This is a genomic window from Thalassospira sp. MCCC 1A01428, from assembly GCF_002115825.1.
In the GTDB taxonomy this organism is placed as follows: Bacteria; Pseudomonadota; Alphaproteobacteria; order Rhodospirillales; family Thalassospiraceae; genus Thalassospira.
In genome coordinates, this window is sequence record NZ_JFJZ01000001.1 from 107,616 (window position 1) to 125,837 (window position 18,222).

General features: G+C 54.6%; 18 protein-coding genes and 2 riboswitches. Of the genes, 10 read left to right on the forward strand and 8 right to left on the reverse strand.

Going from position 1 to position 18,222, the window contains the following annotated elements; all coding sequences use genetic code 11:
* Positions 1 to 53 precede the first annotated feature (53 nt).
* The 3 genes from rnhA to ispH are packed head-to-tail and all read right to left on the reverse strand — an operon-like array spanning position 54 to position 2,441.
* A complete protein-coding gene (gene rnhA / locus THS27_RS00495) occupies positions 54 to 497 on the reverse strand; it encodes a ribonuclease HI (protein ID WP_085587249.1) in 444 nt (147 codons plus the stop codon).
* 4 nt (positions 498 to 501) lie between these two features.
* Positions 502 to 1,479 carry a homoserine kinase gene (locus tag THS27_RS00500; protein ID WP_085587054.1) on the reverse strand — a complete coding sequence of 326 codons (978 nt, stop codon included), beginning with the start codon at positions 1,477 to 1,479 and terminating at the stop codon, positions 502 to 504.
* A gap of 14 nt (positions 1,480 to 1,493) precedes the next feature.
* A complete protein-coding gene (gene ispH / locus THS27_RS00505) occupies positions 1,494 to 2,441 on the reverse strand; it encodes a 4-hydroxy-3-methylbut-2-enyl diphosphate reductase (RefSeq protein ID WP_085587055.1) in 948 nt (315 codons plus the stop codon).
* A 317-nt stretch (positions 2,442 to 2,758) separates the two neighbouring features.
* Between ispH and THS27_RS00510 the strand changes: the two genes are divergently transcribed.
* From THS27_RS00510 to THS27_RS00540, 7 genes are all read left to right on the forward strand, one after another.
* Positions 2,759 to 3,310, forward strand: coding sequence for a hypothetical protein (locus tag THS27_RS00510; RefSeq protein ID WP_085587056.1), 552 nt, complete (start codon positions 2,759 to 2,761; stop codon positions 3,308 to 3,310).
* A 111-nt stretch (positions 3,311 to 3,421) separates the two neighbouring features.
* A riboswitch (glycine riboswitch) is annotated at positions 3,422 to 3,525 on the forward strand.
* 3 nt (positions 3,526 to 3,528) lie between these two features.
* A riboswitch (glycine riboswitch) is annotated at positions 3,529 to 3,641 on the forward strand.
* 58 nt (positions 3,642 to 3,699) lie between these two features.
* Positions 3,700 to 4,815, forward strand: coding sequence for a glycine cleavage system aminomethyltransferase GcvT (gene gcvT / locus THS27_RS00515; protein ID WP_085587057.1), 1,116 nt, complete (start codon positions 3,700 to 3,702; stop codon positions 4,813 to 4,815).
* A gap of 69 nt (positions 4,816 to 4,884) precedes the next feature.
* Entirely contained in the window at positions 4,885 to 5,262 is a 378-nt protein-coding gene (gcvH, locus tag THS27_RS00520) for a glycine cleavage system protein GcvH (protein WP_085587058.1), read from the forward strand.
* On the forward strand, positions 5,262 to 6,617 hold the full coding sequence (gene gcvPA, locus THS27_RS00525; RefSeq protein ID WP_085587059.1) for an aminomethyl-transferring glycine dehydrogenase subunit GcvPA: 1,356 nt from the start codon (positions 5,262 to 5,264) through the stop codon (positions 6,615 to 6,617). The genes gcvH and gcvPA overlap by 1 nt, the downstream gene beginning before the upstream one ends.
* On the forward strand, positions 6,614 to 8,116 hold the full coding sequence (gene gcvPB, locus THS27_RS00530) for an aminomethyl-transferring glycine dehydrogenase subunit GcvPB (protein ID WP_085587060.1): 1,503 nt from the start codon (positions 6,614 to 6,616) through the stop codon (positions 8,114 to 8,116). The genes gcvPA and gcvPB overlap by 4 nt, the downstream gene beginning before the upstream one ends.
* A gap of 216 nt (positions 8,117 to 8,332) precedes the next feature.
* The gene (locus tag THS27_RS00535; protein ID WP_085587061.1) at positions 8,333 to 9,280 is read left to right on the forward strand and encodes a protein phosphatase CheZ; all 948 of its coding nucleotides are present in this window, start codon (positions 8,333 to 8,335) and stop codon (positions 9,278 to 9,280) included.
* 197 nt (positions 9,281 to 9,477) lie between these two features.
* Positions 9,478 to 9,888 (forward strand): DUF4089 domain-containing protein, encoded by a 411-nt coding sequence (locus THS27_RS00540; protein WP_246832781.1) that lies wholly within the window; start codon positions 9,478 to 9,480, stop codon positions 9,886 to 9,888.
* Positions 9,889 to 10,085: 197 nt separating this feature from the next.
* Here the strand turns inward: THS27_RS00540 and THS27_RS00545 are convergent, their stop codons facing one another.
* Together THS27_RS00545 and THS27_RS00550 are read right to left on the reverse strand one after the other, a co-directional pair.
* Positions 10,086 to 10,568 carry a peroxiredoxin gene (locus tag THS27_RS00545; RefSeq protein ID WP_085587062.1) on the reverse strand — a complete coding sequence of 161 codons (483 nt, stop codon included), beginning with the start codon at positions 10,566 to 10,568 and terminating at the stop codon, positions 10,086 to 10,088.
* A 144-nt stretch (positions 10,569 to 10,712) separates the two neighbouring features.
* The gene (locus tag THS27_RS00550) at positions 10,713 to 12,932 is read right to left on the reverse strand and encodes a protein-disulfide reductase DsbD (RefSeq protein ID WP_246832782.1); all 2,220 of its coding nucleotides are present in this window, start codon (positions 12,930 to 12,932) and stop codon (positions 10,713 to 10,715) included.
* 261 nt (positions 12,933 to 13,193) lie between these two features.
* Here THS27_RS00550 and THS27_RS00555 point away from each other — a divergent pair, with 261 nt between their 5' ends.
* Positions 13,194 to 13,772 (forward strand): YqgE/AlgH family protein, encoded by a 579-nt coding sequence (locus THS27_RS00555; RefSeq protein WP_085587063.1) that lies wholly within the window; start codon positions 13,194 to 13,196, stop codon positions 13,770 to 13,772.
* Positions 13,773 to 13,841: 69 nt separating this feature from the next.
* Here the strand turns inward: THS27_RS00555 and THS27_RS00560 are convergent, their stop codons facing one another.
* Positions 13,842 to 14,819, reverse strand: a complete 978-nt coding sequence (locus tag THS27_RS00560; protein WP_210402788.1) for an alpha/beta fold hydrolase — start codon at positions 14,817 to 14,819, stop codon at positions 13,842 to 13,844.
* Positions 14,820 to 14,883: 64 nt separating this feature from the next.
* On the opposite strand from THS27_RS00560, the gene THS27_RS00565 reads away from it, so the two are divergent.
* Positions 14,884 to 15,495, forward strand: a complete 612-nt coding sequence (locus tag THS27_RS00565; RefSeq protein WP_085587065.1) for a TetR/AcrR family transcriptional regulator — start codon at positions 14,884 to 14,886, stop codon at positions 15,493 to 15,495.
* A gap of 32 nt (positions 15,496 to 15,527) precedes the next feature.
* Here the strand turns inward: THS27_RS00565 and THS27_RS00570 are convergent, their stop codons facing one another.
* The gene (locus THS27_RS00570; RefSeq protein WP_085587066.1) at positions 15,528 to 16,445 is read right to left on the reverse strand and encodes a LysR family transcriptional regulator; all 918 of its coding nucleotides are present in this window, start codon (positions 16,443 to 16,445) and stop codon (positions 15,528 to 15,530) included.
* A gap of 105 nt (positions 16,446 to 16,550) precedes the next feature.
* Here THS27_RS00570 and THS27_RS00575 point away from each other — a divergent pair, with 105 nt between their 5' ends.
* A complete protein-coding gene (locus tag THS27_RS00575; protein WP_085587067.1) occupies positions 16,551 to 17,723 on the forward strand; it encodes an MFS transporter in 1,173 nt (390 codons plus the stop codon).
* 157 nt (positions 17,724 to 17,880) lie between these two features.
* Here the strand turns inward: THS27_RS00575 and THS27_RS00580 are convergent, their stop codons facing one another.
* Complete coding sequence (locus tag THS27_RS00580) at positions 17,881 to 18,183, reverse strand: putative quinol monooxygenase (protein ID WP_210402790.1); 303 nt, start codon at positions 18,181 to 18,183, stop codon at positions 17,881 to 17,883.
* Positions 18,184 to 18,222 lie beyond the last annotated feature (39 nt).

The following is an 18,222-nucleotide window of genomic DNA, read 5'->3' on the forward strand; positions in this document are numbered from 1 at the left end:
GAAATCGGCCGGATTTTCACAATTGATTTTCGCAAATAAATTTCGTGGCGGCTTTAACGGGGAACGGCCATTCGGGCCAGTTCATCGCACCGTTCATTTTCCGGGTGGCCAGCATGCCCCTTGACCCAGTGCCATTCAACCGTGTGCGGGCGGGCCGCTTCAAGCAGGCGCTGCCACAACTCCACATTTTTAACCGGTTTTTTATCGGCCGTTTTCCAGCCGCGTTTTTGCCAGCCAAAGACCCATTTGGTAATGCCATCGCGCACATAGGAACTGTCGGTATAAATATCGACGATACACGGGCGTTTGATGGCTTCCAGCGCCGAAATGGCCGCCATCATTTCCATGCGGTTATTGGTGGTGGCCGGGTCGCCACCTGAAAGTTCCTTTTCCACGCCGCGAAACCGCAAAATCGCCCCCCAGCCACCGGGACCGGGGTTACCGCTGCAGGCACCATCGGTGAAAATGGTGACGGTATCTTTTTCGTCTTTCGTCATGGTTTTATCGGTCTCCCAGGCCATAATCGCTGGCCGAGACCACCTTTTGATGAAAGCGCAGCTTGTTTATATATTCGCGGGGGTTTTTCGGGGTCACAAGTGCCCCGGCCGGTGTGTTGATCCAGTCATATAACCGGGTAAGCAAAAACCGTAATGCCGATCCGCGCGCCAGAACCGGCAGGGCGGCAATTTCGGCGTCGGAAAGCGGGCGGGTACGGTTGTAACTTGCCAACAGGTTTTGCGCCTTGGTGACATTAAAGCTGTTGTCGGGTTCAAAACACCAGGCATTCAGGCAAATTGCCACGTCATAAGCCAGCACATCGTTGCAGGCGAAGTAAAAATCAATCAGTCCCGATACCTCGCCCTGACCGGAAAAGAAAAACACGTTATCGGTAAACAGGTCGGCATGAATAACCCCGGCCGGCAGTTTGGCAGGCCAGTTGGCTTCAAGATAGTCGAGTTCCTTGCTGATCAGCTCGGAAAGGCCCGGCATTACGTCGTCGGCACCATCAGCACCACAACTGCCAAATAGCGGGCGCCACGCCTTTACCGACAGGGCATTGGGGCGGTAATTGTCAAAATCCTGCCCGGCAAGGTGCAGTTTTGCCAGCGCATCGCCCAGCCCGGCACAGTGATGGGGCAACACCCGGCGTGCCGACATACCGTTTAAAAACGATGTAATGGCAGCAGGTCTGCCACACAGGCGGCGCAGGGCAACCCCGTCCGTGCCATGGATCGGGGTAGGGCAATTCAACCCCTTGGACGATAAATGGTCCATCAGCCCCAGAAAAAACGGCAGATCATCGGGGTTAACCCGTTTTTCATACAGGGTTAAAATAAACGGGGCCTGATCGGTATGAAGCAGGAAATTGGTGTTTTCAACGCCCTCGGCAATGCCTTTGAACGAAACGACTTTGCCGATGTCATATTCGGCCACAAAACGGGCGATATCTTCATCGGACACATCGGTATAGACGGCCATTGGCAGGCGTTTCCTTAGCTTGCGAGTTCGCGGGGAAGTTTGAAGGTGACGTTTTCGTCGGTCAGGGTGATGGTTTCAACACTGACTTCATAACGTTCGCGGCAGGCATCAATCACTTCCTCGACCAGCACTTCCGGGGCGGATGCGCCGGCGGTAATGCCCAGGGTTTTGATATTTTCCAGTTTGTCCCAATCAATATCGTGCGCCCGTTCAACCAGAACCGATACGGCACAGCCTTCGCGCCGGGCAACTTCTACCAGCCGGTTGGAGTTCGACGAATTGGGTGCCCCCAGTACCAAAATCGCATCTGCGCGTTCGGCAATCATTTTTACCGCGTGCTGACGGTTGGTGGTGGCGTAACAGATATCTTCTTTTTTCGGCACCGAAATGGTCGGGAAACGGTCCTGCAAAATGGCGATCATTTTTGCTGTGTCATCCAGCGACAGGGTGGTCTGGGTGACAAAGGCAATGTTTTCCGGGTCGGCAACATGCACATTTCGGGCATCGTTTTCGGTTTCAATCAGGGTCATGCTGCCTTCGGGCAGTTGGCCCATGGTGCCTACCACCTCGGGGTGCCCGGCATGGCCGATCAGCAAAATATGCTTGCCTTCGGCAAAGTGGCGTTCGGCCTCGCGGTGAACCTTGGAAACCAGCGGGCAGGTGGCATCGAGGTAATGAAGGGCACGTTGATCGGCATTTTCCGGCACCGATTTGGGCACGCCATGGGCCGAAAAAATGACCGGCACACCATCGGGCACGGCATCAAGTTCATCAACAAATACTGCGCCCATATCGCGCAGGCGATCCACGACAAATCTGTTATGAACAATTTCGTGGCGCACATAAACCGGGGCACCGTATTTGACCAGCGCCTTTTCAACGATTTCAATGGCACGGTCCACCCCGGCGCAAAAACCGCGCGGGTTGGCCAGCAGAATGTGAAGGTTCGCTTTGTCGGGCATCGGCACCGCCTCGAAAATGCAAGGATACCGGTTTGTGCCGGTATCACGTTAACAGGTATTTCCGGTTACATAACGCGCCTGCGACAAAGGTGCAATGATGGCGCGTTGATATATTGCCGTCAAAGACGCGGTTTATGGTACCTGTTTGTGCTTTTTACACAGGCTTTGTCAGGTTTTTACCATCTGCCCGGGGCGGCGGGCCGGTGTGCATTGCATAATGTGCACTGCAACGGGTTGTGCCGGGCAGATCAACAGCATAGACTGCGCGCAACAACCGGTGCCGGGTCACTTCGGCGTGTCTGATCAATGAGGCTTTGATGACGATTGCATGCAATCTGCGGCGCGCAAGTGCGCTTGGTGTGGTTTTGATGGCTGCGGGCCTTGCTGCGTGCGGCACTGATCCGTTCGGGGAAACGCCTGTTCCGTCGTGCCCGCGCACCTTCCTGCCCACGGATACCGCCCAGCTGACCCAGTTCAAGGATAAAGGCCGCGATCTGACCGACGTGATTTTTGAGGCCGGGTTTGAAGGTTATAAGGGCGAATGCAGCTATGATCTGGAAGACAAGAAACTTGATATTCTGATCAGCCCGGAATTTTCCGCCCGGATGGGGCCTGCCGCATCGGATCGTTCGCAGCATTTACAATATTTTGTTGCCCTTAAAAATCCGGGTGGGGAGTTTGTTCAGAAATCGGTTTTCGATGTTGATCTGACCTTCCCCAAAGATGCCAATCGTGTGCGTTACACCGACGAACAGGTATCGCTGCATGTGCCGCTGGCCGATGTAAATTATGGTCCGGATTATGAAATTTACATGGGTTTTCAGCTGAGCCATGAACAGCTGGATTATAATCGCCGCTTCGCCAGGTAACCGGCGGTTGAGGGCTGACAGCACGTGTGTGAATTGTGATGACCGGTGACGCATTTCTAATGTTTTGACTGGTGCAATCGTACTGTTATCCGTATAAGGGCCCATACCCAAGTGATCCCCGTGGGAGAGTTCCGCGATCGTTTCACAGTGATACGCGGACGCCGAAGGAGCAACCACCCCGGAAACTCTCAGGCATAATGGACCGCGGGGAGATGGGACTCTGGAAAGCAGGCGACATGGGTGTTTCATGTGCGCCTCGCCGAAGATGTAAGCCCGATCCGGTGCAAATCCTGCCCCGGAAAAGGTGATTCTTTCAGGCTCCAAGACAGAGGGGGATGTGGTTGGCCAGTGGTCGGCTATGTTTCGCAATGACTGTCACGGAGAGCCTGATGGCGGACCAACAAGCCGAAAATCTATATAAAACAGCCCTTTATGATTTGCATGTTGAACTGGGTGCCAAACTGGTGCCGTTCGCAGGCTATGCCATGCCGGTGCAATATCCGTTAGGGGTTAAGGGCGAACATCTTCATACCCGTGCCAAGGCCGGGTTGTTTGACGTATCGCATATGGGCCAGGTTCGTCTGGTGGGCGAAAACCGCGTTGCCGAACTGGAAAAACTGGTGCCGGGCGACATTGCCGTTTTGAAACCGGGCCGAACCCGTTATTCCGCCTTTACCAATGATGACGGCACCATCCTTGACGACCTTATGATTACCAATGCGGGCGATAGCCTGTTTCTGGTTATCAATGCTGCCTGCAAGGATGACGACATTGTACATATGCGCGCCAATCTTGATAACGGCGTGGAATTGCAGGAACTGAGCGACCGCGCCCTGATGGCCTTGCAGGGACCGGAAGCCGCCAACGTTCTGGCGCGTTTTGCCCCGGATGTTGCCAGCCTTAAATTCATGTCCTTTGTTGAAATCGATATTGCCGGTATTCCCTGTTTTGTCACCCGTTCGGGTTATACCGGCGAGGATGGCTTTGAAATTTCCGTGCCTGATACCGATGCCGAAAAGCTGGCCCGTCTGTTGCTGGCTGAAGACGAGGTCGAGGCCATTGGCCTTGGCGCACGCGATTCGCTGCGTCTGGAAGCCGGCCTGTGCCTGTATGGCAACGATATCGATACCACGACCACCCCGGTCGAAGGGGATTTGAACTGGATTATCAACAAGCGTCGCCGCGAAGAAGGTGGCTTTCTGGGCGCAGATATTATTCTCGACCAGCTTGCCAACGGGGCAGACCGTAAACGCGTCGGGATTAAACCCGAAGGCAAGGCACCCGCCCGTGAACATACGATGGTGCTTAACAAGGATGGATACGATATTGGCGAAATCACCAGTGGCGGCTTTGGCCCCACCGTCGATGCGCCGATTGCCATGGGCTATGTCGCAATTGAATTTGCCGAGCCGGGCACCAAGGTGGACCTGATGGTTCGTGGCAAGGCCCGCCCGGCGGAAATTGTTGGGTTACCCTTTGCGCCGCATCGTTATTTCCGCGGCTGATTGCGCCGTATCGCGTTTAAAACGCAGCAAAAATTAAGCAGACAACCTAATTTGCAGGGACAAATCAAAATGGCTAAAAAATTCTCCAAAGAACATGAATGGCTTGAAATCGACGGCGATGTGGCAACTGTCGGCATTACCGACCATGCCCAGCAGGCCCTTGGCGATATCGTTTATGTTGAACTGCCTGAAGTTGGCAAAAAGCTGGCCAAGGACGGCGATGCGGCTGTTGTTGAATCGGTCAAGGCCGCCAGCGACGTTTATGCCCCGGTTGACGGCGAAATTGTTGAAGCCAACGAAGAGCTGGATGCCAACCCGGCTTTGGTTAACGAATCGCCGGAAAATGACGGCTGGTTCTTTAAAATCAAGATCACCGATGCCTCCCAGCTTGACGATCTGATGGACGAAGCCGGTTACAAGGCATTTGTCGAAGGTCTGGAGGACTGATGCGCTATCTTCCGCTGACCCAGGCAGACCGGGCCTCGATGCTTGAAACCATCGGTGCCGGCTCGGTCGATGACCTGTATTGCGATGTACCAGAAGGTGCGTTGCTTAAAGAACCGGTTGATCTGCCGCACCATCTGGGTGAAATGCAGGTCGAACGCGATATGGCCAAACTGGCAGCAAAAAACATGGGTACGGCATCGGCCCCCAGTTTTCTGGGTGCCGGGGCCTATCGGCACCATGTTCCTGCCACGGTGGATTATATCATTCAGCGCGGCGAGTTCTTGACGGCCTATACCCCGTATCAGCCCGAAATCGCCCAGGGCACCTTGCAGTACCTGTTTGAATTTCAAACCCAGGTCGCCTCCATCACCAATATGGATGTTGCCAATGCGTCGATGTGGGACGGGGCAACGTCCTGTGCCGAAGCGGTGCTGATGGCTTGCCGCGCCACCCGGCGTAAAAAGGCGGTTTTGTCGGGTGGTTTGCATCCGCATTACCGCGAAGTGACCGAAACCTATTGCCAATATAGCGATACCCAGGTTGCCGGTCGCGATGGCCACCCGGAACATCAGGCAACTGCCGATGAACTTGACGATCTGATCGACGATCAGACCGCCTGTGTTGTGGTGCAGTACCCGGATGTTTTCGGGCGTCTTGATGACCACACCAAACTGGCCGAAGCCTGCCACGCCAAGGGTGCGCTTTTGGTCGTCGTGTTTACCGAGGCCGTTGCCTTTGGCGCGATCAAATCGCCGGGCAGTTTTGGGGCCGACATTGTTTGCGGCGAAGGCCAGTCGATTGGTAATGCACTGGGCTATGGCGGGCCATATGTGGGTTTGTTTGCCACCACCAGTAAACTTGTCCGCCAAATGCCGGGCCGCCTGTGCGGTGAAACCGTCGATCAGGATGGCAAGCGCGGTTTCGTGCTGACCCTTTCGACCCGCGAACAGCATATTCGCCGGGAAAAGGCGACCTCGAACATTTGTACCAATTCGGGCCTGTGTTCGCTGGCCTTTACGGTGCATATGAGCTTGCTGGGTGAAGACGGCTATCGCAAGCTGGCTGCCATTAACCACGAACGCGCGGTTAAAACCGCCGACGCGCTTGAGGGTGTTGCTGGTGTTGAAGTTGTTAATGACAGCTTCTTTAACGAATTTACCGTCAAGCTGAGCAAACCGGCAGCTGAGGTGGTCGAAGCCCTTGTTGCCCGTGGCATCATGGGCGGGGTTCCGTTGTCGCGTCTGTATCCCAATCGCGATGATCTGGGCGCGTTCATGTTGGTCGCAGCGACCGAAACCAATACCGACGAAGACATCGCAGCCCTTGCGGCGGCCCTTAAGGAGGTGCTGGCATGACGTTTCAGACCCATACCGGCAATCGTGGCCTTGTCCTTGAAGAAAAGCTGATTTTTGAACAGGGTGAAGCTGGACGTTCCGGGGTTGACCTGCCTGACCCGGCACCGGTTAAAAGCCGCCTTGGCGGCCTCGCCCGTGATGAAAACAGCGAAATCGGCCTTCCCGGCCTGTCCGAACCGCAAGTGGTGCGTCACTTTACCCGCCTGAGCCAGAAGAATTTCGGTATTGATTCCGGTTTCTTCCCGCTGGGGTCCTGCACCATGAAACATAACCCGCGCCTGAACGAAAAGGTTGCCCGGTTGCCCGGCATTGCCGATTTGCACCCGATGCAGCCCGAAAGCACCGTTCAGGGGGCGTTAGAACTGATGGATCAGTGCGCGCACTGGTTGCTGGTTCTAACCGGGATGCCCGCTGTTGCCATGTCGCCCGCGTCGGGTGCGCAGGGCGAGTTGTGCGGCATGATGGCGATTCGTGCCGCCCTGGATGCGCGCGGTGAAAACCGCCGTCGGGTGCTGGTGCCCGAATCGGCCCATGGCACCAACCCGGCAACGGCGGCTGCCTGTGGCTTTACGGTGGATTCGATCCCCGCCACTGCCGACGGACGGGTTGATCTGGCGGCATTTGAAGCCAAGCTGGGCGACGATGTGGCTGGCATCATGCTGACCAACCCCAATACCTGCGGGTTGTTCGAACGTGATGTGCGCAAAATCGCCGATCTGGTCCATGCCGCAGGGGGGTATTTCTACTGCGATGGCGCGAACTTTAACGCCATTGTCGGTCGGGTGCGCCCGGCGGATCTGGGCGTTGATGCCATGCATATCAACCTGCACAAAACCTTTTCCACCCCGCATGGCGGCGGTGGTCCGGGTTCCGGGCCGGTTGTGTTTTCCGAGGCATTGGCACCGTTCGCACCGATCCCCTATGTGGTTAAAACCGAAAACGGCTTTCATCTGGTGGAAACCGCCGATGAACAGGACGGCAAAAAACCGTTTGGCCGCCTGAAGGGTTTTCATGGCCAGATGGGGATGTTCGTGCGCGCATTGTCCTATATGAAAAGCCACGGGGCCGACGGGTTGCGTCAGGCGTCGGGCGATGCGGTTTTGAATGCCAACTATTTGCTGGCACGCCTTAAAACCAAACTCAGCGTCGCTTATCCCGGCTATTGCATGCACGAAGCCCTGTTTGATGATGATTTCCTCAAAGGCACCGGTGTTTCGACGCTGGATCTTGCCAAGGCGATCATTGATGAAGGCTTCCACCCGATGACCATGTATTTCCCGCTGGTCGTTCACGGGGCGCTTTTGATCGAACCGACCGAGACCGAAACCAAAGAATCGATTGACCAGTTCTGCGATGCAGTTTTGTCGTTGGTTGCCAAGGCAGAGGCCGGAGATTCGGAATTCTTCAAAAATGCACCCTATTTAACCCCGCGTCGGCGACTGGATGAAACAGCCGCTGCACGTAAGCCAGTATTGCGCTGGAGCCCGGCAAACGCTTGATCTGCAATGCTGCGCTGCGATTTTTTGCACCCCGGTCCTATGGCCGGGGTGTTCTTTTTCAAGGGCTTGATCTTGAAAGCCGTTGGACTCGTCGCAATCTGGCCCCTTATAATCTGAATGCATTTGCGATCGCCGCGCTGTTTTGGGAAAGCGGGGCTGGAAATGCGTGATTGGGAGACCAGGGCATATAGCCCGTGGCGGAGGTAAGAGACTGTTATGACGCGTCCCGTGCAGAAGATTTTTACAGCTGAACGACGTTTGCGAGAACGTCAGGGAGCTGTGGTCGAAGACTGGTCGGATTCCTTTTTTGATCCGACACTTGAAACCGGCATGGGGGCCGGTGAACTGCCGGCACCTTCGCCATCTGTTTCACCAGCACCATCTGCGGCCGCTGGTAGCGATAATCAGCTGATCCTGGATGAAATTCGCGCCATGCGGGCTGAAATGGCCCAGCTGCGCAATGCAATTGCCCAGGGCGCGTCTGTTGCTGCCACTGCCGCGGCTGATGATGCAGGCGGCGAAACTACGCCGCAATCTGTTGCGGCCAATGACGAACCGCTAGATATCTTGCCCGAGCCGGTTTCAAGCCGCCCGTCGCATTCCAATCGGCCAGGGGCCAGCGAACCTGACCGCGACGACCTGGAACTGATCCGTGGCCAGATTCAGGAAATGAACGAACATATTCACAGGGCGAAAATCCAGATTGCCGCCCTGCGCCACCCCAAAGCCCCGGATGACCGGCTGGTAACAGCGGCCAGCGAACTTGATGCTATCGTCAAGGATACCGAGATGGCGACCCACACCATTCTCGAATCGGCCGAACAGATCGACGATCTGGCGATGACATTAAAAAATTCTGCCACCAGCGATTTTGTCGCCGATCATGTGGAACAGATTGCCTTTATCGTTACCAAGATTTTTGAATCCTGTAATTTTCAGGATATTACCGGCCAGCGCATCAACAAGGTGGTTAACACCCTGGAATTTGTTGAAAAACGCGTTCACAACATGATTCTGATCTGGGGCGAGGATGCCTTTGCCGACCTGCCAATGTCCGAAGAGGAAGAAGACGAGGTCAAACACGAAGATGCCGATCTTTTGAATGGTCCGCAAATGGAAGGCGAGGGGATTAGTCAGGACGATATTGATAAATTGTTCGATTGAACCTTTAATTTTCGCGCGTGAATACCAACATCCCGAAAAGGCATACCCTTCGTAAGGGTAGATATATAATGCAATCGCATTGTAAAACTGTCTTTATGGGTATTCACCGCCGGACCGGCGGTTTACCGTGCCGAAGGATTTGAAGCGAGCATCCGGGAGGGCGTTTCCCGTCCCGGAGGTTCTGGAGGACTGGAAATATGGCATTTTGGTCAACAACCAAAACAAATGCAACACAGGCCAAAGCGCAGGACATCAAATGGCGCGCAGGGCCGCGCGGCGATTATTTTCGCCTGTATATGATTGACGACATTAGCGAATTGAAAGTCGATGGTGTTGGCGGCGTTTATCTGGTGTGGCATGGCGGCGTTAAGCCGGGCTGGCTTTTAGCCGGTAATGCCGGGGATCTTGGTTTTGTTTTTCGGGAATTGCGCGAAGACCGCGACATTCGCGAATATGACGGGCGCGGCGGTGTTTATATCAGCTGGTCGCCGATCAAGGATGAATATCGCGACGGGGTCGTTCATTTTCTCGCACGTAGCATCAAACCGGTATTTGAATGCGAATTCGACAGCCGTCAGGATGCGATCCCGGTAATGTTACCGCGATAAACACCCCATCCGGGATATTAAAATTGATCATCCGGTTTGCAGGCGAATGTGCCGACGGTCACGTGGCATGGGCAAATGGCACCATGTGCCGGGTAATTACAAAACAGGCCGAACCCCGTTTATGCGGTTCGGCCTGTTTTTGTTTATGACACGGACAAACATTTCAGATCGATCATGCTGCCCGTTAGGACGGGGGGTTAAAGTGCCGCCAAAACCGATTCCGCGCTGGAAACATCAAATGCGCCCGGTTCTTCAACAGCAAGGTGGGTAACCTTGTTGTCCTCAATAACCATGGCATAGCGGTTGGCGCGTTCGCCCAGACCCTTGCCGCGCAAGTCCAGTTTCAGGCCGGTGCCATTGGTAAAATTCAAATCGCCATCGGCCAGCATGGTAATGGCTTCGCCAACATTTTCCGATTTGGCCCAGGCCTGCATGACAAAGGCATCATTGCTGGCAAGACAGAAAATTTCATCCACACCCTTGGCTTTGATCTCGTCGGCCTTGTTGATGAAACCGGGCAGATGTTTGATCGAGCAGGTCGGGGTGAAGGCACCAGGAACAGCAAAAAGAACAACCTTGCGACCGGCAAACAAATCCTTGCTCTGGACGGCTTCGGGGCCATCCGCAGTGGCACGGTGCAATACGACGTCAGGCAATGTTGCGCCTTCGGCGATGGTCATGGCGTTTCTCCGTTTTATATGCCGCATTGGATGCGGGCATGGATTACCGGTGTAAGGTGGCCCGGCAGATTATGCATTACAGCTTGCTAGAATGACTTAAAAAATCATTCAGTGCCAGCAGCTTCCCGTCAGGTGTGGTGGCGATCAGTCTTTTGCAAGGCCGTTTGCCCCGCTGGCGGTGGCAATGCCAGAAATAACCTGATCCTTGCTAAGCAATTCGGACAGTAAAACACCGTCAGGTGCATTGGGGCCAAATACCGCGTTAAACGGAATGCCATAACGGTCATATTTCGCCAAAAAGGCGGCAATCGCCGGGTCGGGGCGGGTCCAGTCGCCCTGCATTAACACAATATTTTCACCGCCAAGTACTGCGCGCACATCATCCGTATCAATCACCAGCCGTTTATTGACCTGACAGGTCACACACCAGTCGGCGGTAATGTCGACCAGCACTGTTTTCCCATCGGCTACATCACGGGCGATGGTTTCGGGGGCAAAGGGCTGCCATGGCAATGCCGCGTCGTCCCCTGTGTGTGATGCCGTGTTACGTGTGCTGTTTGCGGGTGGTTTGGAAAAGCCCGGCGCAAACAGGGCGACAAGCACGGCAAGGGTGGCAAAGCCCGCCAGTAACGGTTTGCGTTTGAGACGGGTGGTTTTATGGCGCCACCAGATCAACCCGCTGGTAAGCGCCAGGCCAAGGCCAACGGCAATGGCCCCGTTGGTACCAATTTGCCCGGCCAGCACGCCAAGCAGCCAGATCGCGGTGCCCAGAAGTGCCAGCCCCAGCACAAATTTAACCACAACCATCCAGCGGCCCGGTTTGGGCAACAGGCGGGCAATTTCGGGCCGTGCCGCAATTAACAGATAGGGCAGGGCAAAGCCGATGCCCAGCAGGGTGAAAATCCAGAAAATATCAAAGATGGACCCGGCAAGGGCAAAGCCAACCGCCGTTCCCAAAAACGGGGCGGAACAGGGGGTTGCCAGCAGGGTTGCAAACATCCCGGTCAGAAAATGCCCGCCCATACCTTCCCTGGCACCAGGCGCCTGACCTTGCGGGGCCTGATGATGGTCGATGGCGTCATTGGCAAGGTTGTTTAAGCGGTTCGCACTGATTTCAAACAAGCCAAACATATTGCAGGCAAACAGTACGACAACAATGGTCATAACCGTTAAAAACAGGGGTTGCTGAAACTGAATGCCCCAGCCAATGGACCCACCTGCCAGTTTCAGAATGCCTAACGCCCCGGCAATAATCCAGAACGACACCAGAATGCCAAGCGCACTGGCAAAAAAACCACGCCGGGTGCTGGCCCGGTTTTGCGCCCCCAGCTGAATAGCCCCCATCACCTTAAGTGATAAAACCGGCAATACACAGGGCATCACATTTAAAATCAAACCGCCCAGTAATGCCAGCCCGCCAATAATCCACCAGGCGGTGCCATGGGGGCTGGTTGTCATGGCCTGTTTCGGCGGCGTGTTGCCGCCTGAAAGGTCGTTGGCGGCCACCATGCCACTTTCCGGCGCACTGCCGACCCGAACAGGTTGTTCAACCGCCAGCGCCCCGGCCAAAATGGTTACGGTCAGGTTTTGTCCGTCAAAGCTGTCGGCTTTGGCATTGTTATGGATCGCCAGGCGGTAAACCGGTGCGCCATCAAGCATCTCTCCGGTTGGTTGTGGTGCGCCAAAACTGTCGGCTGGTTTACCTTCCACCAGAATATCGGGGGTGCTGTCATCGGGAACATCGCGCAGCGCGATATCAAGATAACTGGCTTTGCTATCGCCTGTTTCCCAAATGCTGGCAACGCCCATCGGCAGGTTGCCACCCGTTAGCGGTACTTTGGCAGCAAATTTTTCAATCTCGTGGGCGTGGTTGGAAATGTCGCCCGAACTGGCTGGCAGGGTGAGGTTCAACACAGCAGTGGCGGGTACGCAAATGTCGCTACATGCCAGATAATCAACCGATAAATGCAGCTTTACCGGCTGGGACGGGTCAAGAACCGGAATGTCGACGGGGAAAATAACCCGGTTTTCATAACCAAAGGTTTCCAGTCCGAAAATGGAAAATCGCATTGGTGCGGGCCACAGCATGTTTTCTGCGCCAGCATTAACATTTTCTGACCCTGTCCAGTCAATTTTCGGCGGAAACCCGGCATCCCCGGCGCTGCGCCAATATACTTTCCAGTGTGGTTGCAGGGCAAATTCCAGCCCCAGCCGCAGGCTGTGAACATCCTTGACACCGTTGCGCGCACTGATAATGCGAACAGAGGCAAAATCCTCGTCCTGCCAGGCGCTTTCTGCCGGTGCAGCCTGCGCCAGATGCGGCAGCATTATCAACATAAGCAGGGCAAAAATACGCTTGGTCACGGCACGGATTCCCGGAAAATTGGTCAGCGAGGCAGGGGTACGACGATGAATGGCTCAATGCAAGCCACGAACATGTTACTGCGGCGTTAGCACTATCGGGGCTTTAAAAAAACGGTCTGGTTTGCTTTGCCAATTATACCCATATGAAAAAAACAACGGATTGATTAAGAACAGGTCCGGGTGATTATTTTAAGACCATGCTTGGCTTGACCCGTGAGAACAGGGTAGTCTTGAGTTTCAGTGAATGAGGATGGTGCGCAAATGGCATATGCAGGCAGCGACGGAGAATATCTATCGGGCAAGCTATTGGTTGCGATGCCAGGCATGCGTGATCCGCGCTTTGCCCAAAGTGTTGTTTATCTGTGCGCCCATAATGAAGACGGGGCCATGGGCATTGTCGTGAACCGCTTGATCGATTCCATCACCTTTCCCGAATTGCTCGAACAATTGGGCATCGTCCGCCCGGCTTCAACCATTGCCGATATTCAGGTGCATTTTGGCGGGCCGGTTGAATCGGGCCGGGGGTTTGTCCTGCATTCCAACGATTTCCACAACGATGCCACCTTGCAGGTCGACCGGGATGTTTCGGTAACTGCCACGGTCGATATTCTTGAAAATATCGCCCTGAACAAAGGCCCGCATAACAGCATTCTTGCCCTTGGCTATGCCGGATGGCGCAGCGGGCAGCTTGAAACCGAAATTCGCGCCAATGGCTGGTTGCATGTCGATGCCGATGCGGAATTGCTGTTTGGTACCGATTGCGAAGACAAATGGCAGCGCGCCTTTGCCAAGCTGGGTTTTGCCCCCGAATTGTTATCGGGCGAAGCCGGCCACGCCTGAATATTCGCCAATAATCGGTACAATGAAAAAAAGGGCGCCGCGTGATGGCGGCGCGCCTTTATCGCAAGGTCACTTTGCCGTGGCTTCTTTTACAAAATCCGCCAGTTCTTCGTTAAAACGTGCCGGTTCTTCGTAAAACGGGCTATGGCCGCTATTGTCAAACACGGACAGGCGGCTATTGGCATGTATGGATTTGATCCGTTCGGACATCGCAACCTTTACCAGCCGGTCATGGATCCCGTGCGACAACAAAACCGGGCCGTTATAAGCCGCAAAAAAGGGTTCCAGGTTCGTGGTTTTGGTTTGAAGGAACCCTTCATAGACGGCGCGGGATGTCATACCGTTAATGACCATCATTTGCTGCAGTGCTGATGGTGTTGGTGCCTGATAAAAGCATGTGAAAAGAAAATCGGCCGTGGCAGCAGCCCGTGTTGCCAGGTTGTGCGACGTTGTTGATTTGGCAAAACCAAGTGCTTCACTGGTGAAAAGGTCGGGCGACATATTCGTTACGGCGTCCACCAGATTAATCCCGGCAATATGCGTGCCGCCATATTTACGCAAATAGGCACCTGCGACATACCCGCCAAGCGACCAGCCGACCAGAACGGGGCGACGCAGTTTTGCGCTCCTGATGACGGCATTCACATCGTCTGCCCATTTATCGGCATCTGAATATGCGGCAAGTGCGGCGGGTTTGTCCGAATCGCCATGTCCGCGCAAATCAAATGTTACGATTCGAAAGCCTTTTAATGTTGGGTCGCTTAGTTGTTTTGCCCAACTAAGATGGCTTTGTCGCAGTCCGTGTATCAACAGGATTTCCGGGGCATCAACGGCTCCCTGTGCTGTGACAGCCAATGTTGTTCCGTCGCTGGACCGCACCTCGAAATGGTCGCGGGCATCCTCATTTTTTCGGGTGTCGGTTTTCGCCGTTTCTGTCGGCGCGGCATGGCCGGATGGCGCATAAGCGGCTGTTCCAATGGCAATGGCAAACAGAATAGCGGCTGTTGAAATGAATGTTTTTCGTAAATTGTGCATCATCTTTCTCATGTTGTTTAGTGATCATTAATCAACATGATTGACTTTGTGCGTCAAGTGTTGTTTATTGATCGCTATGAAACCTGATGAAAAATCACATGGCGGCCGCCCCTGGAGCTTTGACCGTGAACAGGCCATCGAAACGGCGATGCAGCTGTTTTGGCAGCATGGCTATGAAGGTGTGTCGGTTGGGGATCTGACCAAAGTCATCGGTGTTGCACCGCCAAGCCTGTATGCGGCTTTTGGCAACAAGGCCGGCCTTTATCAGGAGGCGGTCAAGCGCTACGAGGAAAAATACGGTTCGCTTGATTTTGCGTCTGTCGCAAACGCGAGTTCCACGGCTGAAGCCGTGCGAAAATTGCTTGAAGGGGCTGTTCGTGCTGTGACTGATCCGGCCCGTCCGCGGGGATGTATGATTTCAAGCGGTATGGTTGCGTGCCACCCCAACCTTCATTCGCTTGCCCTGGATGCCGCAGCCCGGCGCGAGGTATTGCGGGAGTCTGTCGCCAATGCGCTTCGGCCTTTTACCAAAAATGGTGATGAGGCGCACCGTCTTGCCCGTTATGTATCGGCCATTTTGCAAGGCATCTCTATTCAGGCGCGCGATGGTGTTGCGAAAGAAGACTTGCAGGCAATTGTTGAGGATGTTGTATCGGGCCTTAACGGGCGGGGCGACGGCAATAATTAACGGCTTTGATGCTGCGATGTGCCAGGTGCGCCCTATTCGATGTTGATGTTTTTTGCCAGATAATCGAGAAAAACCCGCATCCGCAATGGCATTTGCCGCTGGCCGACAAAAACAGCATGGATCTGTTCAAATTCGGGTTCGATGCCTGCGTCCAGCAATATTTCCAGTCGGCCTTCGGCGATATCCCTGCCAACATGAAACAGGGCCAGCCGACCAATACCAATGCCGGCCAGGGCAAGCTGGCGCATGGTTTCACCGTTATTAACCTGCAAATTGCCGGTTCGCGCGCCGGGGTCGTCGTTTTGGCCCCCGTTACCGTCACCTTCGGTCTGGGGTAACGCCCATTGGTCTTGCGCACGGCGGAAATTGAAATTCAGGCAATTATGCTTTTCAAGCTCTGCCGGGGTTTGCGGGCGACCGTGGCGTTCAATATAGGATGGTGCCGCAATAACCACCCGGCGGCTTACCCCCAGTTTGCGTGCCAGCAGGCGTGAATCGCGCAAGGCCCCGCTACGAATGGCAATGTCGGCGCGCTCATCTAGAATATCAATCACATCATCGGTCAGGCTTAAATCAATCGATACTTCAGGGTATTTTTCCAGAAACCTACCCAGTACCGGCACCAGCACATGGTTGCCAAATGGAATTGTGGCATTAACGCGAATGGCGCCGCGCGGGGTGGCGCTGTCATGGGCCAGCCTGGCTTCAAGCGTGCTGATATCTTCCAGTATGCGGCTGGCGTCGTGATAATAGGCATGGCCTTCGCGGGTTAATTTTAAATTACGGGTGGATCGCACAAATAACTGTGCGCCCAGCCGTTCTTCCAGCCGCGCAATCAGCTTTGCCACCGCCGACGGGGTAAGTTGCAATCGCCGCGCCGCGGCCGAAAAACTGCCTGCATCGGCAACCCGTAAAAACACTTCCATTTCGCCCGAGCGGTTTGGCAACATTTGAGAATAAAATTCCAAACTAATTATAATTGTTGAATTATAGTCACATCAAAGCAGAAAAGCCATAGTGCAGGCCATGTAAAGTATTAACCAAAAGGCTTTGTTATGCCCTTAGCAATCTATGCGCTTGCCGCCGGTGCCTTTGGCATCGGCATGACGGAATTCGTCATTATGGGCCTGCTGCTTGATGTGGCACGCGATCTTGATGTGTCCCTGTCCAGTAGCGGGCTTCTTGTTACCGGCTATGCCCTTGGCGTGGTTGTTGGTGCCCCGGTTCTGACCATATTTACCGGCAGATGGCGGCGAAAAAATGTGCTGCTGTTTTTGATGGCGGTTTTTATCATCGGTAATTTTCTGTGCGCTATTGCGCCTGATTATGCCACGTTAATGATGGCGCGCATTATTGCTGCCTTTGCCCACGGGGCGTTTTTCGGCATTGGTGCGGTGGTCGCAACCGACCTTGTCGCCAGGGAAAAAAAGGCATCGGCCATTGCCATTATGTTTACCGGCCTAACCGTTGCCAATGTGCTGGGTGTTCCGTTTGGCACCTGGCTGGGGCAAATATATGGCTGGCGCGCCACGTTCGAAGCCGTCACCGTGATTGGGGTTTTGGCCCTGATCGCAACAGCCTTTCTGGTGCCGCGCGATAAAAAACACACCACCATCAATGTTACCGCCGAAATGACGGCCCTATTGCGCCCGCAGGTATTGCTGGGGCTGGCGATTACAGTGCTGGGCTTTGGCGGGGTATTTGCCGCCTTTACCTATATCGCCCCGTTATTAACCGAAATTGCCGGTTTTTCCGATGCGGCCGTGTCGCCGATTTTGTTGTTATTCGGGGTGGGGCTGTTTATTGGCAATCTGTATGGCGGGCGGCTGGCAGACCGCCGGTTAATGGTCACCCTGATCGGGTCGCTGGTGTTTTTATCGGTCGTTCTGGTGGTGCTGACCTATGCACTTGATAATCAGATTTTCACCATTATCACAGTTGGTGTGTTGGGGGCGGCGGCATTTTCAACCGTGCCCCCGTTGCAAATGCGGGTTCTTGCCAAGGCAGAAGGCGCGCCAAGCCTGGCATCTTCCATTAACATTGCGGCCTTTAACCTTGGCAATGCTGGCGGTGCGTGGCTTGGGGGTGTTGCCATTGACCACGGGCCGGGCCTCGCCGGGGTGCCTTTGGTGGCCGCCGCGATTACGGCAGGCGGGCTGGTTCTGGCCCTGATCAGCTGGCGAATGGATCGTTCATCCGATGGAAAGCTGGCGTCTTTGGCCGCGTGATCCAAACCGCTCCGCTATACTTTGCCGATCACACGATTACGACAAAAGACGGCCATATCACAGGGCCGTCTTTTGTTTAAGGTACCCAGTTTTTCGCGGGTTTTACTGGCGGGATAAAGTCGGAAAACGCTACGTTGTCATAATGGTCTCTTTGGGTCTATGCCATTAACGGGCGTTCATTCGTGGCATCATATTTCAAAACGTCCCCCTGCATCCTGTCCGACCATTTGCCAATAAAGGCCAATGTTTCCTTGCGGGCCAAATGTGCGCTTAACGATGGCTGGTCCTGCCAGCGTTCGGCGATCAGCAGGCGCGCAATATCCGGGGCGATTATTGCAACGGCATAGGAAAGGCAGCCACTATCGGGCTTATTGCCGGGATTGATTTTTTCAATATCCGCCAGGAACGCGCTCACATCCGCTGGGGCAATGTCGATATGCCCCGAAACAATAATCATCATCGTCCTCGCTGCTGGTTTGCGCCGTTTGGGGTTTTGGTT